The organism is Microbulbifer pacificus (genome assembly GCF_002959965.1).
In the GTDB taxonomy this organism is placed as follows: Bacteria; Pseudomonadota; Gammaproteobacteria; order Pseudomonadales; family Cellvibrionaceae; genus Microbulbifer; species Microbulbifer pacificus_A.
The window spans coordinates 1,867,501-1,883,045 of record NZ_PREV01000026.1 but is presented as its reverse complement, the minus strand read 5'-3'; the positions used below and the strand labels follow the sequence as shown (position 1 = coordinate 1,883,045).

General features: G+C 58.3%; 9 protein-coding genes, 1 tRNA gene and 2 rRNA genes. 6 read left to right on the top strand and 6 right to left on the bottom strand.

Going from position 1 to position 15,545, the window contains the following annotated elements; all coding sequences use genetic code 11:
* Positions 1 to 2: 2 nt before the first annotated feature.
* Complete coding sequence (locus C3938_RS08385) at positions 3 to 1,196, bottom strand: acyl-CoA dehydrogenase family protein (protein ID WP_105103293.1); 1,194 nt, start codon at positions 1,194 to 1,196, stop codon at positions 3 to 5.
* Between the two features lie 162 nt (positions 1,197 to 1,358).
* Here C3938_RS08385 and C3938_RS08380 point away from each other — a divergent pair, with 162 nt between their 5' ends.
* From C3938_RS08380 to rep, 3 genes are all read left to right on the top strand, one after another.
* The gene (locus C3938_RS08380; RefSeq protein WP_233998809.1) at positions 1,359 to 3,269 is read left to right on the top strand and encodes an AMP-binding protein; all 1,911 of its coding nucleotides are present in this window, start codon (positions 1,359 to 1,361) and stop codon (positions 3,267 to 3,269) included.
* Positions 3,270 to 3,284: 15 nt separating this feature from the next.
* A complete protein-coding gene (locus C3938_RS08375) occupies positions 3,285 to 4,283 on the top strand; it encodes an alpha/beta hydrolase (RefSeq protein ID WP_158681608.1) in 999 nt (332 codons plus the stop codon).
* A gap of 180 nt (positions 4,284 to 4,463) precedes the next feature.
* Complete coding sequence (gene rep / locus C3938_RS08370; RefSeq protein ID WP_105102699.1) at positions 4,464 to 6,497, top strand: DNA helicase Rep; 2,034 nt, start codon at positions 4,464 to 4,466, stop codon at positions 6,495 to 6,497.
* Positions 6,498 to 6,572: 75 nt separating this feature from the next.
* Here rep and C3938_RS08365 read toward each other — a convergent pair whose 3' ends face one another.
* Positions 6,573 to 6,992, bottom strand: coding sequence for a c-type cytochrome (locus C3938_RS08365; RefSeq protein ID WP_105102698.1), 420 nt, complete (start codon positions 6,990 to 6,992; stop codon positions 6,573 to 6,575).
* A 239-nt stretch (positions 6,993 to 7,231) separates the two neighbouring features.
* On the opposite strand from C3938_RS08365, the gene C3938_RS08360 reads away from it, so the two are divergent.
* Together C3938_RS08360 and mtgA are read left to right on the top strand one after the other, a co-directional pair.
* A tRNA-Arg gene (locus tag C3938_RS08360) sits at positions 7,232 to 7,308 on the top strand.
* 105 nt (positions 7,309 to 7,413) lie between these two features.
* Complete coding sequence (mtgA, locus tag C3938_RS08355) at positions 7,414 to 8,094, top strand: monofunctional biosynthetic peptidoglycan transglycosylase (protein WP_105102697.1); 681 nt, start codon at positions 7,414 to 7,416, stop codon at positions 8,092 to 8,094.
* Between the two features lie 47 nt (positions 8,095 to 8,141).
* On the opposite strand, the gene C3938_RS08350 is transcribed toward mtgA, so the two are convergent.
* Together C3938_RS08350 and C3938_RS08345 are read right to left on the bottom strand one after the other, a co-directional pair.
* Positions 8,142 to 8,846, bottom strand: coding sequence for a pirin family protein (locus tag C3938_RS08350; RefSeq protein WP_105102696.1), 705 nt, complete (start codon positions 8,844 to 8,846; stop codon positions 8,142 to 8,144).
* Between the two features lie 150 nt (positions 8,847 to 8,996).
* Positions 8,997 to 10,775, bottom strand: coding sequence for a DUF885 domain-containing protein (locus C3938_RS08345; protein ID WP_105102695.1), 1,779 nt, complete (start codon positions 10,773 to 10,775; stop codon positions 8,997 to 8,999).
* Positions 10,776 to 10,885: 110 nt separating this feature from the next.
* On the opposite strand from C3938_RS08345, the gene C3938_RS08340 reads away from it, so the two are divergent.
* Positions 10,886 to 11,782 (top strand): carbon-nitrogen hydrolase family protein, encoded by an 897-nt coding sequence (locus tag C3938_RS08340; RefSeq protein ID WP_325027382.1) that lies wholly within the window; start codon positions 10,886 to 10,888, stop codon positions 11,780 to 11,782.
* 416 nt (positions 11,783 to 12,198) lie between these two features.
* Here C3938_RS08340 and rrf read toward each other — a convergent pair.
* Both rrf and C3938_RS08330 read right to left on the bottom strand, forming a co-directional pair.
* Positions 12,199 to 12,314, bottom strand: a 5S ribosomal RNA gene (gene rrf / locus C3938_RS08335).
* A gap of 207 nt (positions 12,315 to 12,521) precedes the next feature.
* A 23S ribosomal RNA gene (locus C3938_RS08330) occupies positions 12,522 to 15,404 on the bottom strand.
* Between the last annotated feature and the right edge of the window lie 141 nt (positions 15,405 to 15,545).

The following is a 15,545-nucleotide window of genomic DNA, read 5'->3' as shown; positions in this document are numbered from 1 at the left end:
GGTCACAGCCCCAGAACAAATTTGCTGATGATATTTTTCTGAATCTCGTTCGAGCCGCCGTAGATGGTGGTTTTGCGGTAGTTGAAATAATGGGGCGCGGTATCCGCTGCGTACCAGGGGCCCACAAAATCGCCGCAAAACGCCATATCGAACTGTTCCGGCACAAACGGCAGCGCGTGATGGCCGGCCACTTCCAAATAGAGTTCGTCGATCAGCTGACCAATGCCGGAGCCCTTGATTTTCAGGATGGAGGACTCCGGTCCGGGTGCCTTACCGGTGGATACGGCGGCCAGGGTGCGCAGCTCGGTGTATTCCAGCGCGAGCAGATCCAGTTCGATGTCCGCCACCTTGTGGCGGAAGATCGGATCCTCCGCCAGGGTTCCGTCACCGCTGGGCGTGCTTCTCGCCAGTTTCTTAAGGTCGCGCAGGCGCACTTTGGAGTGGGCCACGCGCGCGATGCCGGTGCGCTCGTGGGTAAGCAGTTCCTTGGCGTAGGTCCAGCCCTTCCCCTCGTCGCCGATGCGGTTGACGACCGGTACGCGCACATTGTCGAAATGCACTTCATTCACTTCGCGACGGCCATCCAGGGTGATGATCGGCGAGACGGTGACACCCGGGGTCTGCATATCGATCAGCAGAAAGGAGATGGATTCCTGGGCTTTGGTGTCCGGGCCGCCGGTTTTCACCAGGCAGAAAATCCAGTCGGCCCAATGACCGAGTGTGGTCCAGCTCTTGGTGCCATTGACGATGTAGTCGTCGCCATCCCGGGTCGCAGTGGTCTTCAGTGAGGCCAGATCTGAACCCGCATTGGGCTCCGAGTAACCCTGGCACCACCACACATTGCTGGCGAGGATATCGGGCAGGAAGCGTTTTTTCTGCTCCTCGTTGCCGAAGGTAAAGATCACCGGCGCCACCATGCGCATGCCGAACGCAATGACTTCCGGTGCGTAGGCCTGCGCGCACTCCTCGGCGAAGATGTGCTTCTGGACATGGGTCCAACCGGTGCCGCCGTACTCCAGTGGCCAGTTCTCCGCGGCCCAGCCTTTCTCGAACAGGATTTTTTGCCAGCGCACATGGTCGTCTTTGCTCAGAGGAATATGGTTTCTGGCTTTCTGCTGAATATCTTTCGGGAAATTTTCCTCGAGGAAGTTGCGCACCTCCTCGCGAAACGCTTGCTCTTCGTGTGTCAGGTTCACTTTGCCTCTCCTCGCTTGCGGCAGGCCCTCACACTAAAAGGCTTGGTGCCGGGGAGCCATTACCTCCAGTATCAAGCGCGCTTTACCCGCGAAGTAATGGAGCCTGTGCACGCTCTGAGGGAAATTGTCACGAATAACAAGTACAAGATATTGAGAGTGACGATGACAGAACTGCCGCTGATTTCCCTGCAACAGGTTCGGCGCTATGAGCAGGTACCCCGCGCACAGCGCTTCCCGCTGGACACGATACCCGCCCTGCTGCACCACGCCTGTGAACGCTATGCGGACCAGCCAGCGATCCAGTTGCTGATGACCGGCGAGCCCGGCGAGATCCCCGGCACCATCCACTACCACCAGTTGCACGACTCGATACTGCGTGCACACCAGGTACTGTGGGAGCTGGGCTTTGGTCGCGGCCAGGTTCTGTCGCTGCTGCTGCCGATACTGCCGGAAACCCAGATACTCACCTTCGCCGCCCAGTGCAGCGGCATCGCCAACCCGCTCAACCCGCTGCTGGAGGCGGAGCACCTGGCCGGGATCATCAATGCCGTCGGCGCGCGGGTGCTGGCGGCCTGTGCACCGGAACTGGACCCCGAGGGCTGGACCAAGGTTGAGTATCTGTTGCGCGAGTGCCCGTCCGTCCGATGCCTGCTGGTGGTCGGCTTGCCGGACAGGCCCCTGGATTCCGACCTCTTCATCGATCTGCCCAAGCGGGTGTTACCGGTGGATTACCGGGCGCGGATGGCGGAGACCGAAGCCGTACCGCTGCGGGAAGTACCCCGTGCCGAGGATGTCGCCGCCTACTTTCATACCGGCGGCACCACCGGCCGCCCCAAGATCGCCAGACTGACCCAGGCCAACTTCGCCTTTGTGGCCCAGGCCATGCGCGATGTGACTGCGCTGCCCGAGTGCCACACCCAACTGAACGGACTGCCGCTGTTTCATATCTATGGTGCCATGGCCGCGGGCCTGGCCAGCTTCATCCACGGCTGCCGAGTGGTGCACCTGACCCCAGCCGGCTTCCGCACCCCGGCGGTCATTCGCAACTTCTGGCCGCTGGTGGCCGAACACCGCGCAAATGTGGTGCCCGTGGTGCCCACCCTGTTCGGTCTGTTGCTGGATGCGGAGGTGGACGGGCTGGATCTCTCCTGCCTGTGGGAGATGGGCAGCGGCGCCGCGCCGCTGCCGGAGGGTTTGAAACGGCGTTTCGAGGCGCGTTTCGACTTGCGCATCGCGGAAGGCTACGGCATGACCGAGAGCTGTTGCCTGATCGCGCGCGGCCAGGGCTCCCCGGTACCCGCCGAATGCGCGGCGCCGGCGGGCAGTGTGGGACTGCCCATCCCCTATACGGAAATCCGGATCGCCACCCTCGGCGGCGGTGAGCCCTCACCGCTGAACGCCAACGAAGTAGGCAATATCCTGATCAGCGGCCCCAACGTATTCGCCGGCTACCTGCAGGAAGACGACAACCGCGGCGTCTGGTATACGGACGACGAGGGACATCGCTGGTTCGACACCGGGGACTGCGGTTACCTGGACACCGAGGGCCGCCTGTTTATCACCGGTCGCGCCAAGGATCTGATCATTCGCGGCGGACACAACATCGATCCGCAATTGATCGAAGAGCCACTGCGCGGGCACAGCGCCGTGGCGGACGTGGTGGCGGTCGGCATGCCGGACGCACATGCCGGCGAACTCCCGGTGGCATTCGTGCAACCGTGTGCGGGAGCGGAAGTCGACGAAACACAACTACTGGCCTTTGCCGCCCAGCACATCCGCGAGCGCGCGGCGGTGCCCAAGCGTATCTTCCTGGTATCGGAGATGCCGCTCACCGCCGTGGGTAAAATCTTCAAGCCGGAACTGCGTCGCCGCGCGCTGGCATTCGCCGCCGCTGAATTACTGCGCGGTGAGGGTATCGAGGCGCAGGTTGAGGCGCGACTGGAAAGCGGTAGCCTGCGACTGTCGATACACATGGAAACCGGGCTCGCGGCGCAGGCGAAAGATCTTTTGGAGCAGCTGCCGGTCGCACTGACACTGCTCGACATCAAAACCCATTCAACCGAAACCAGCTAACCGGGAGCCAGAGAAATGTTACGAGTATTGATCGCCCCGCTGATATTTCTCGCTCTCAGCGCCCGCGCGGAAACGACTCTTTTCCTAACACCACAATTCGAGGTGCAGGTACAAAAAGACGTGGCCTACGGCGAGGGGGTTGTGGATTCCAGCAGCGAGCCCCGCACGCGCAAACTGACCATGGACGTCTACCAACCGCTCGGCGAGACGGCGCCACGGAAACGGCCGGCATTGGTGCTGGCCTTCGGCGGCTTCTGGCACCGCGGCGGCAAGGACGCGGCGCCCATGCACGATGCGGAGGGCCACCAGAACACCCCCATGTCCGGTTACTGCCAGGCATTTGCCGCCCGTGGCTACACCTGTTTCTCCATCGACTATCGGCTGACCCAGGAGGACCCGGGCCTGGAAAGCCCGCCGCACGCAGAGCACCTGATGGACCCGGAATTCGCCATGCAGCACAAGTTTCTCGGCGGTGCCAACGGCGTGCGCAGTGAGTTGGGCCTGGCGCCACTCACCGATGAAACCCGCTTCTGGTTCTGGCGCGCGATCGTCGGTTCCTCGGAGGACATGGGCAAGGCGGTGGCATATATCCGCGCCAATGCCGAGTCCTTCGGCATCGATCCGGAGCGTGTGGCGGTGGGCGGCTGGTCCGCCGGCGCTTTCACTTCCATCAACCTGGCCTACGGCGCCCGGGTACCGGTCAAAGCCGTGTTCGCCAACTCCGGCGGCTTCTGGGGCTACAACCTGTACAAGCTGCAGCCGGCGACAGACACGCCCGCACTGCTGCTGTTGTGGGGCGAAAACGATATTCCCGGTCTGCTGCAAATCGCTCCGGCGGTGGTACAGAGCATGCGCGGCGCCGGGGTCGACAGCCAACTGGCCTGGGTTCCCGGTCGCGGTCACTTCTACCGTCAGAGCGACATCACCCTGGCCGACGACGGCAGCAAGATGCCGCTACTGGAACGCATAAACCAGTTCCTGTTCACGAAACTGGATCTGGCGCGCCTGCAATAATCCCCGCGCGTTGGCCGGGAGGTCTCTCAAAAGTAAAGCGGCGCTCCCGGCAGGGCGCCGCTCACGTCCATTATGGTAAAGCTATCAATGCGGGCGTAACGATAAAGCAAGTTGAACAAGCAACTACCGCAACACTGGTAGAATCCCCGGCTCGAGCGCAACCAAGATGTAAGCCCCAGAATGACCCAGCTGAACCCCCGCCAGGCGGAGGCGGTGAAATATGTCGACGGCCCCTGCCTGGTGCTGGCCGGCGCCGGCTCCGGCAAAACCAGTGTAATAACGCGTAAAATCGCCTATCTGATCGGAGAGTGCGGCTATCAGGCGCGAAACATCGCCGCCCTGACCTTTACCAACAAGGCCGCACGGGAGATGAAAGAGCGGGTGGGCAAACTGATCACCGGGCCCGATGGCAAGAAGTCCAAGGCGTCCCACGGCCTCACCGTCTCCACCTTTCACAATCTGGGTCTGAACATCCTGCGCAAGGAGCACCGCGCCGCCGGCTTCAAACCCGGCTTCTCCATCTTCGACGCCGAGGACGCCCGCGGCCTGATCAAGGAGCTGATGCTGCGCGATGGCGACCTGGACACTGACCTGCTGGACCGGGTACAGAACCAGATATCCAACTGGAAAAACGACATGCTCACCCCGCGCAAGGCACTGGAGCTGGCCCAGAGCCCGGGGGAGCAGGCCATGGCGGTGGCCTACGGGCGCTACTGCGAAGCGCTGAAAGCCTACAATTCGGTGGACTTCGACGATCTGATCCTGATCCCTGTTCAGCTGTTCGAATCCGATCCGGAGCTCCTGCACCGGTGGAGAAGAAAAATCCGCTACCTGCTGGTGGACGAGTATCAGGACACCAACAGCTCCCAGTACCTGATGGTGAAACTGCTGGTGGGCGACCGCGGCGGTCTCACCGTGGTGGGCGATGACGACCAGTCGATTTACGCCTGGCGCGGCGCGCGCCCGGAAAACATGAGTCAGCTCAAGCAGGACTACCCCAACCTGCGCCTGATCAAGCTGGAACAGAATTACCGCTCAACCAGCCGCATCCTCAAGGTGGCCAACCACCTGATCGCCCACAACCCCCACGAGTTCGACAAAGCGCTGTGGTCCGATAAAGGCCTCGGCGACGAAATCCGCGTGCTCAAGGTAGCCAACGAGAACGAAGAGGCCGAGCGCGTCGCCAACGAAATCTTTCTGCAGAAGGCCCGCCGCGGCTGCAAATTCATGGATTTCGCGGTGCTCTACCGCGGCAACCACCAGGCGCGGCTGATCGAAATGAAGTTGCAGGAAAACCAGATTCCCTACCAGATGTCCGGCGGCACCAGCTTCTTCGCACGCGCGGAGATCAAGGACGTGATGGCCTACCTGCGCCTGTTGGTTAACCCGGACGACGACAACGCCTTCCTGCGTATCATCAACACCCCGCGCCGGCAGATTGGCACCAGCAGCCTGGAGGCACTGGGCAACTACGCCAAGGGTCGCGAGATTTCCATGCTGCGCGCCTGCACCGAAATCGGCTTCAGAGAACACATCACCGAGCAGGGCTACGAGCGACTCAACCGCTTCGCCCACTGGCTGGAGGGCGTAGCCCGCAACTGCGCCGACAACAGCCCGGAAACGGCGCTGCGCGAGATGCTCGACGACATTGACTACGCCGGCTGGCTGTCCCAGAACGCCAGCAGTGAGAAAGTCGCCGAAAAGCGCATGGAGAACGTCTACTGGCTGCTGGACAGCCTGATGAAGACCATGGAGGGTACCGACGATGAACTGGAGCAGGACGTGCGCCTGGAGCAGGCCATCTCCAAGCTGATCCTGCGCGACATGCTCGACCGCCAGGAGGAAGAAGAGGCCACCGACAAGGTCAGCCTGATGACCCTGCACGCCGCCAAGGGCCTCGAATTTCCCCATGTGTTCATGATCGGCATGGAGGAAAACCTGCTGCCGCACCGCAACAGTATCGAAGACGACAACATCCAGGAGGAGCGGCGCCTCACCTACGTGGGTATCACCCGCGCCCAGCGTACCCTAACCATGACGCTCGCCGGCAAGCGCAAAATGTTTGGCGAGAACCAGGACACCACTCCCAGCCGTTTCCTCGACGAACTGCCACAGGAAGACTGTGTATTTGAAGGCTTCGGCAAGGCGACGCCGGAACAGAACCAGGCCAAGGGAGCCGAGACGCTGGGGTCTCTGCTCAGTATGTTTGACTGAACGGCAGGAGTGGAATCCAGAAACAAGAAGGCCGCTCAATGAGCGGCCTTCTTGTCTGTGACGGTACGTTTTTGCTTACTTGCTGTTTTCCACCATGTGGTCAACGGCCGCCTTCACCTCGTCCTCGGAACAGGTCATACACAGACCTTTTGCCGGCATCGCATTGAAGCCGTTCAGCGCGTGGGTGTATAGCGTATCCATCCCTTTGGCAATACGCGGGCCCCAGGCTCCGGCGTCGCCAAACTTGGGCGCGCCAGCCGCACCAGTACCGTGACAGGCCGCGCAGTGACCGCTGTAGACGTCGCTGCCGCTACGGGCGCCACCGGAAGAGGCCGCCGCCGCGGGTGCCGCCGCCGCACACTCATCGCCCTTCATGCAGGTTTTGCCTACCGGCGCGATGCGCTCGGCGATCTGCTCATCCACGGACTGCGCCACGGCTACCGCTGCGCCAGCCACCACGGCCAGGGCCGCCACGAAATTCAAAACAACTTTCATCCATTCCCCCTAAAGGCCCAAGCCGGCCCGTAGATTTCGGCGCAATCGCCACAAACCTCTACCAAACAGCCGCGCATTATAAGCATAGCGCCGGCCCCTGCGAAGGCCCGCGCTCCACCAGCGACCAATCCACTCCCAATTCCCTTTGCCGCAACCCGGGCCTTCTGTATAATCCGCGTCCGCGCCAGAGTTCCTAAGCTGTTGATTTGGCGCTGATTAGACCAACCAGGTCACCCGCTCCGCCCGTAGCTCAGCTGGATAGAGCGTCGCCCTCCGGAGGCGAAGGTCAGAGGTTCGAATCCTCTCGGGCGGGCCATATACGAAAAAGGCCACCCACAGGGTGGCCTTTTTCGTATATGGCCTCAAGCACTGGGGCCAACGGATACTGCGCGCTGCCGTTTTCCTTTGATCTCCGCAAACGATGACCCACTACCTGAATCGCACCATTAAATCCGGACTTTTTCTTGCGGTTGCTTTTGCGGCGATTACTGCGCTGTTGGTTCTGGCTCTGCGCTGGATTGACCCGCCCTCATCTGCGGTCATTCTCACCTGGGAATTGAGCAGCGACCGCAAAGCCCGGCAGCAGTGGCGCTCCCTGGAAAACATCTCTCCGAACCTGCAGATGGCGGTAATTGCGGCCGAGGATCAAAAATTTTCCCGACACCACGGCTTTGACTTCGCTTCCCTGCAAAAAGCACTCGCAGAAAACCGTAAACGCACCCGTGGCGCCAGCACCATTACCCAGCAGACCGCTAAGAATCTGTTCCTGTGGAATGGGCGCAGTTATCTGCGCAAAGGGCTGGAAGCCTGGTTCACGCTGTTGATGGAAACACTCTGGTCCAAGCGGCGGATACTTGAGGTGTATCTCAATATTATCGAGTTCGGCGAAGGGGTTTACGGCGCCGAGGCTGCGGCGCAAGCGCATTTCGGCACCACTGCGCGACACCTCAGCGCGTCACAGGCCGGGTTGCTGGCGGCGGTACTCCCCAACCCCATACAGATGTCAGCGAGCCGCCCCTCGCCATATGTACGCAGCCGTGCATCTGCCATTCATCGTCAGGTGCAACAGCTGGGCGGCCGTCGCTACCTTCAGGCCATGTAATCCGATACCGGTTTTCCCGCTTCCAGGCGAAGATCGTCATTCGCCAGTTACGGCTGGTCGCGCGTCCGCGGCAGATCGAACCAGAGCGCCGTTATCCCCGGTTCACCCGCAATCAGCTCCAGCGGCTCGTCGATAACACCAACTCCATCGCCGGCGGAGAGGCTGTTACCGCTGGCCTGTACACTGCCGGTAATCACGTGCAGATAACCCATTCGCTGCCCGGTATTTAGCGTTAGCTGCTCACCGGCTTCGAGCTGCGCGCGGAAGATACTCGCATCCTGATGTACCGTCAGAGAACCGTCTCTCCCATCGGGTGTCACCAGTGGTGTGAGTCGGCCGCTCTGCGGAATCGTCTTCTGCTCATACCCCGGTGGCAGGTTGCGTTGGTTGGGAACAATCCATATCTGCAAAAATTTGAGTGGGTCGGTTTTCGAGTGGTTGTACTCGGAGTGGGTGATACCGGTACCGGCCGTCATTCGCTGCACATCACCGGCGGGGACCACAAACTCGTTACCCATGCTGTCCTGATGTTCAATCGCCCCGGAGAGAATGTAGGAAATTATCTCCATATCCCGATGGCCGTGGGCATCAAACCCCGCACCGGGTGCGACGGTATCATCATTGATGACCCGCAAGACGGAGATACCCATATGCTTTGGGTCGTAATAGCGACCAAATGAAAAGGTATGGCGGGAATCGAGCCATCCGAAGTTCGCACGGCCGCGTTCGTCAGCACGACGTTGATAGAGCATTTTTTCGTCCTCAGCCGTTGTGGAGTGACCGCACTATACGACCGGTGGGGACGGGGAAAAATCGAATTAATCGGGATAAATCATTCGATTTCCGGACTGGAATGGTGCACCGGAAAATCAGGCCCCGGTCAGGTACCGGGGCCTTCGGTGTTATTTCTTTCCTTGCGCAATCACGCGATCCATTTCTGCTTCCAGCATTTCCATCGGAAGTGCGCCATTGGCGAGCACCGCGTCGTGAAAGGCGCGAATGTCAAACTGGTTACCCAGTTCCTTTTCCGCCTTTGCACGCAGCTCACGAATTTTGATTTCGCCCATTTTGTAAGACAGCGCCTGCCCCGGCCAGGAGATATAGCGATCGACTTCCGCGCGCACGTTTGCTTTGGAAAGTGAGGTGTTATCCGCCAGAAAATCCAGCGCCTGCTGACGAGTCCAGCCCTGGGAGTGGATTCCCGTGTCGATTACCAGGCGCGCGGCACGCCACATTTCGTAACTCAATCTGCCGAACTGCTGGTAGGCATTTTCATATACACCCATCTCCACCCCAAGCCGTTCGCTATAGAGCGCCCATCCCTCACCAAAGGCACTCAGATAGAGGTTGCGACGGAAATCCGGCACATTCTCCAACTCCTGGGACAACACTCCCTGCAGATGGTGACCAGGCACCGCCTCGTGCAGGGTCAACGCGACCAGTTCGTACAGCGGGCGCTGGTCGAGGGCGTGGGTGTTCACCCAGTAAGCGCCACCACGAGTGCCGCCAATGGCGGCCGGGTTATAGGACGCCGTGGTGTAGTTGGGCGCGATTTCATCGGGTACCGGCACCACGCCATAGGGCAGTCTGGGCAGCTTGCCGAAAAACTCCGGCAGGCGGTAATCGATGCGTTTGGCAACGTAGGATGCCTCGCTCAGGAGTTCACGCGGGGTGTCTGCATAGAACTGGGGATCGGTGCGCAGAAACTCGGTGAATGCTGCAAAGTCGCCGTCAAATTTTCCCTCTTTCTTCAGCTGTGCAATCAGCGCGTTCATTTCTCCGCGAATGCGCTTTACTTCATCAAGCCCGATGCGATGAATTTCCGCGGGGTCCATATCCATGGTCACATAGGTGCGGATCGCATGGCGGTAATACTCCTTGCCTCCGGGCAGCGCTTCGACCGCAAGTGAATCAGTTGCGGCGTTCATGTAGTCCCCTTCCAGGAAGGTCGCCACACGATCAAACGCCGGAATGGCATATTCAGCGATAGCCTGTTTACCCTGTTCCCGGAGACGCTTTTTGTCAGCTTCAGAAAACGTTTCCGGCAGGTTTTTGAACGGCTCGTAGAGACTGCTTTTGGTGGGATCTTCGTATACTTGCGCACGCACCGTCGGGGCAATGCCTTTCACGACGATTTTCGGCAGTACAAATCCATCCTCGATACCCACGCGCATATTCGCGATATTTTCGTCGAAGTAACGGCCGAAATCCTGAATACGCTTGATGTAATCCTGATAGTCCGAGACCTTCGGCATATTCAGGCCAGAGCTTGCGTCCAGGGCCGCGCTCCAGAAACTGTAGAACGTATTCACCGGGATGCGATCGAGGAACAATTGATTGCCCTCAGTAGAGTTTTTGAGCACCCAGGCAAGCAGGTCACGGTTTACCCGTTCCGATGCACTCAAGGTCGAGGCATCGATAGCATCGAGGCGTGCGAGCAACGCCTTCTCCGACTTCAGGCGGCGTGCGCGATCTTCCGGCGCGACACCGGGCAAGCGGTCGTTATAACCCTTCGCTCCCATTCTCCCGGCGGTGATTGGGTCTTCCCTGAGACTGTACTGCCAGTGCTCGTCAATCACGGCCTGCAGCTGTTCAGAAGCGGTAACCGCCTGCGCCGCTGGTATCAGCAGCCAGCCTGCGACTATGATCAGGAACAGAAATCCGGCGGGTCTCGGTGCCATTGAATATTCCCTCGGTAGAAATGGTTGAACGCTGAACCATATCACGACAGCGATCACTTCCGGGGACCGGTGACCGCGCACCTCCCGGCTTCCGTCGCAAAACAGAGCCGGTGTCCAACCCACCCCACAGGTTCGCGTTCAATTACAAGGAGCAGACGGTGAAGGATATTTGTGTCGGCGCAGTACAAATGGTCAGCGGAGATTCTGTCTCCGTGAACCTCGAACGAGCCTGTGAGCTGTTGACACAAGCCGTGGACCAGGGTGCTCAACTGGTACTTTTACCGGAAAACTTCGCGCATCTCGCGGATGGTGGCAGCTATTCGGTGGCGGAACCATTTGCCCGGGGCACCGCTGATCCCGAGCTGCACCCGGTGCAATTTTCTCTGCAAAAGTGGTCTCGTGAACTGGGCATCTGGATCGCCGCCGGTTCGGTTTCCCTTCTCCAGCGCGAGGACGGCTCCCCTGTCCCCGGTTCGCGTAGTCGCTCTGCGTTCCTGCTCTACGACAACCGCGGGAAACTCGTTACACGCTACGACAAAATGCACCTGTTCGATGTGGAGGTCGCCGATGCCGCCGGCCGCTACTGCGAATCGGCGAGTATTGAGCCTGGCGACAATCCAGTCTCCGCACACACGCCGTGGGGCAGGCTCGGGCTCAGCATCTGTTTTGATCTGCGCTTTCCCGAACTCTACCGCCAATTGGCTATGGCGGGAGCCGAAGTATTCATGATCCCCGCGGCGTTTACGCATACAACCGGTCAGGCGCATTGGATGACTCTGCTGCGCGCACGCGCCATTGAGAATGGCTGCTTTGTGGTTGCAGCTGCACAGGGAGGGCAGCATTCACACCGGCGTCGCACCTGGGGGCACTCGGCCATTATTGACCCCTGGGGTGAGGTACTCGCAGAAATGGGCGAGGGCGAAGGTGTTGTTACAGCAGTCCTGGAGGCTGATCAGCTCGAGAAAGTACGCAAAAATATGCCGCTGCTTTGCATGCGTCGATTGTGAGGCATTGCCCTGTGGATTACACAGTTTCCCACAAAATCCATGCATAGAGCTGGGGATAAGTTTGGGATATCGGATGTGAGGCCCGTGGTTGTTGGGCTTGGGAAAGCGTTTAAAAAAGCGCCGGTGGCAGGACCAGCTCAGGAAAGGAAGCTTCGAAAAGGCAAAGTAGAGAACTGCCGCATTTTGTGGCAGAGATTGTGAACCTCTGCACTGCCATCCCTGGCGCGACTTTTGAATGTGCTATTTAGCCCCGGCCCGGCCATCCATGGCCGGGCGCTGCCCATCACGCGAAGCGTGTGCTTCGCATACGCGATGGGCAGCCCTACTCTCACGATGCTTGGCACCAGCTCATAGTGTCGGGCGCAAAAATAAAAGAAAGGGCCACCCGTTTGGGTGGCCCTTTCTTTTATTTAGAAGCCTGACGATGACCTACTCTCACATGGGGAAACCCCACACTACCATCGGCGATGTTGCGTTTCACTTCTGAGTTCGGCAAGGGATCAGGTGGTTCCACAACTCTATTGTCGTCAGGCAAACTGGCTTGGGTTGGTGCTGGTCTTACGGGCTGTGCCCTGCGCTACCTGTTATCGCTGTTTGCCTGGTCGTTTAGACCGGCGATAACCCCAAATACTTCGGCGAAACATTCTGTAGTAATACACCGCAAGTCGATCTCTTGCGAGAAGCTTGCACGTCTCTCGATTGCTTACACAATCCGTTCGTTAGTAACCATCTCTGTTGTATGGTCAAGCCGCACGGGCAATTAGTACTGGTTAGCTCAACGCCTCACAACGCTTCCACACCCAGCCTATCAACGTGGTAGTCTTCCACGGCCCTTTAGGGGACTCAAGGTCCCAGGGAGATCTCATCTTGAAGGAGGCTTCCCGCTTAGATGCTTTCAGCGGTTATCCCGTCCGAACATAGCTACCCGGCAATGCCACTGGCGTGACAACCGGAACACCAGAGGTTCGTTCACTCCGGTCCTCTCGTACTAGGAGCAACTCTTCTCAAATCTCCAACGCCCACGGCAGATAGGGACCGAACTGTCTCACGACGTTCTAAACCCAGCTCGCGTACCACTTTAAATGGCGAACAGCCATACCCTTGGGACCGGCTTCAGCCCCAGGATGTGATGAGCCGACATCGAGGTGCCAAACACCGCCGTCGATGTGAACTCTTGGGCGGTATCAGCCTGTTATCCCCGGAGTACCTTTTATCCGTTGAGCGATGGCCCTTCCATACAGAACCACCGGATCACTATGACCTACTTTCGTACCTGCTCGACATGTCTGTCTCGCAGTCAAGCGCACTTATACCATTATGCTCATTGCATGATTTCCGACCATGCTGAGTGCACCTTCGTACTCCTCCGTTACTCTTTGGGAGGAGACCGCCCCAGTCAAACTACCCACCATACACTGTCCTCGATCCGGATTACGGACCAGAGTTAGAACCTCAAACATACCAGGGTGGTATTTCAAGAATGGCTCCACAGGAACTGGCGTTCCTGCTTCAAAGCCTCCCACCTATCCTACACAAGTAGGCTCAAAGTTCAGTGCAAAGCTATAGTAAAGGTTCACGGGGTCTTTCCGTCTAGCCGCGGGTACACTGCATCTTAACAGCGATTTCAATTTCACTGAGTCTCTGGTGGAGACAGCGTGGCCATCGTTACGCCATTCGTGCAGGTCGGAACTTACCCGACAAGGAATTTCGCTACCTTAGGACCGTTATAGTTACGGCCGCCGTTTACCGGGGCTTCGATCAAGAGCTTCGCTTGCGCTAACCCCATCAATTAACCTTCCGGCACCGGGCAGGCGTCACACCCTATACGTCCACTTACGTGTTTGCAGAGTGCTATGTTTTTAATAAACAGTCGCAGCCACCTGGTCACTTCGACCGGCCTCAGCTTAAGGAGCAAGTCCCATCACCAAAACCGGCGTACCTTCTCCCGAAGTTACGGTACCATTTTGCCTAGTTCCTTCACCAGAGTTCTCTCAAGCGCCTTGGTATTCTCTACCTGACCACCTGTGTCGGTTTAGAGTACGGTTCGCAATTGCCTGAAGCTTAGAAGTTTTTCCTGGAAGCAGGGCATCAACCACTTCGTCTCTTAAAGAGACTCGTCATCAGTTCTCAGCCTTAGGGGACCGGATTTGCCTAATCCCCCAGCCTACGACCTTAAACATGGACAACCAATCGCCATGCTGGCCTAGCCTTCTCCGTCACTCCATCGCAGCAATTGCAAGTACAGGAATATTAACCTGTTTCCCATCGACTACGGCTTTCGCCCTCGCCTTAGGGGCCGACTAACCCTGTCCCGATTAGCGTTGGACAGGAACCCTTGGTCTTCCGGCGGGGGGGTTTTTCACCCCCCTTGTCGTTACTCATGTCAGCATTCGCACTTCTGATACCTCCAGCAAACCTCACAGTTCACCTTCAACGGCTTACAGAACGCTCCTCTACCATGCTCATAAGAGCATCCGCAGCTTCGGTTACCAGTTTGAGCCCCGGTATATCTTCCGCGCAGGCCGACTCGACTAGTGAGCTATTACGCTTTCTTTAAAGGATGGCTGCTTCTAAGCCAACCTCCTAGCTGTCTGGGCCTTCCCACATCGTTTCCCACTTAACTGGTATTTGGGACCTTAGCTGGCGGTCTGGGTTGTTTCCCTTTTCACGACGGACGTTAGCACCCGCCGTGTGTCTCCCGCGATTGCACTCCTCGGTATTCGGAGTTTGCATGGGGTTGGTAAGTCGGGATGACCCCCTAGCCCAAACAGTGCTCTACCCCCGAGGGTGAGACGCGAGGCGCTACCTAAATAGCTTTCGAGGAGAACCAGCTATCTCCCGGCTTGATTAGCCTTTCACTCCGATCCACAGGTCATCCGCTACTTTTTCAACAGGAGTCGGTTCGGTCCTCCAGTTGATGTTACTCAACCTTCAACCTGCCCATGGATAGATCGCCGGGTTTCGGGTCTACTGCCTGCAACTAAACGCCCTATTAAGACTCGATTTCTCTACGGCTCCCCTATGCGGTTAACCTTGCTACAGACAGTAAGTCGCTGACCCATTATACAAAAGGTACGCAGTCACAGGACGAGCCTGCTCCTACTGCTTGTACGTATACGGTTTCAGGTTCTATTTCACTCCCCTCTCCGGGGTTCTTTTCGCCTTTCCCTCACGGTACTGGTTCACTATCGGTCAGCTGGGAGTATTTAGCCTTGGAGGATGGTCCCCCCATATTCAGTCAAGATAACACGTGTCCCGACCTACTCGATTTCACTCAATGTGCCTTTTCGTGTACGGGGCTATCACCCTGTATCGCGGAACTTTCCAGATCCTTCCACTAAGACATAAAGAGCTTAAGGGCTAGTCCCCTTTCGCTCGCCGCTACTCAGGGAATCTCGGTTGATTTCTTTTCCTCCGGGTACTTAGATGTTTCAGTTCCCCGGGTTCGCCTCACATAGCTATGGATTCACTATGTGATACCCGCAAGCGGGTGGGTTTCCCCATTCGGACATTCCAGGATCAAAGCTTGTGTGCCAGCTCCCCTGAACTTTTCGCAGGCTCCTACGTCCTTCATCGCCTCCAGCTGCCAAGGCATTCACCGTATACGCTTAGTCGCTTGACCATACAACACAAACGACTACTAACGACTTTGTGCTTTTCCAAACCGTCTTATGCGGCGTTGCTGCTCTTCGCTTACTCGGTCACGTACTAATGTACGCTCCCTCACTCGCTCATCGCGCGCCTTGCCTAAGACAATTTGGCT

What these genes read in the sequence shown, in the direction of transcription:
- C3938_RS08345 (WP_105102695.1), bottom strand. Translation starts at nt 10,775, where the DNA reads ATGGCACCGAGACCCGCCGGATTTCTGTTCCTGATCATAGTCGCAGGC.
- C3938_RS08375 (WP_158681608.1), top strand. Translation starts at nt 3,285, where the DNA reads ATGTTACGAGTATTGATCGCCCCGCTGATATTTCTCGCTCTCAGCGCC.
- C3938_RS08365 (WP_105102698.1), bottom strand. Translation starts at nt 6,992, where the DNA reads ATGAAAGTTGTTTTGAATTTCGTGGCGGCCCTGGCCGTGGTGGCTGGC.
- C3938_RS08350 (WP_105102696.1), bottom strand. Translation starts at nt 8,846, where the DNA reads ATGCTCTATCAACGTCGTGCTGACGAACGCGGCCGTGCGAACTTCGGA.
- rep (WP_105102699.1), top strand. Translation starts at nt 4,464, where the DNA reads ATGACCCAGCTGAACCCCCGCCAGGCGGAGGCGGTGAAATATGTCGAC.
- C3938_RS08380 (WP_233998809.1), top strand. Translation starts at nt 1,359, where the DNA reads ATGACAGAACTGCCGCTGATTTCCCTGCAACAGGTTCGGCGCTATGAG.
- mtgA (WP_105102697.1), top strand. Translation starts at nt 7,414, where the DNA reads ATGACCCACTACCTGAATCGCACCATTAAATCCGGACTTTTTCTTGCG.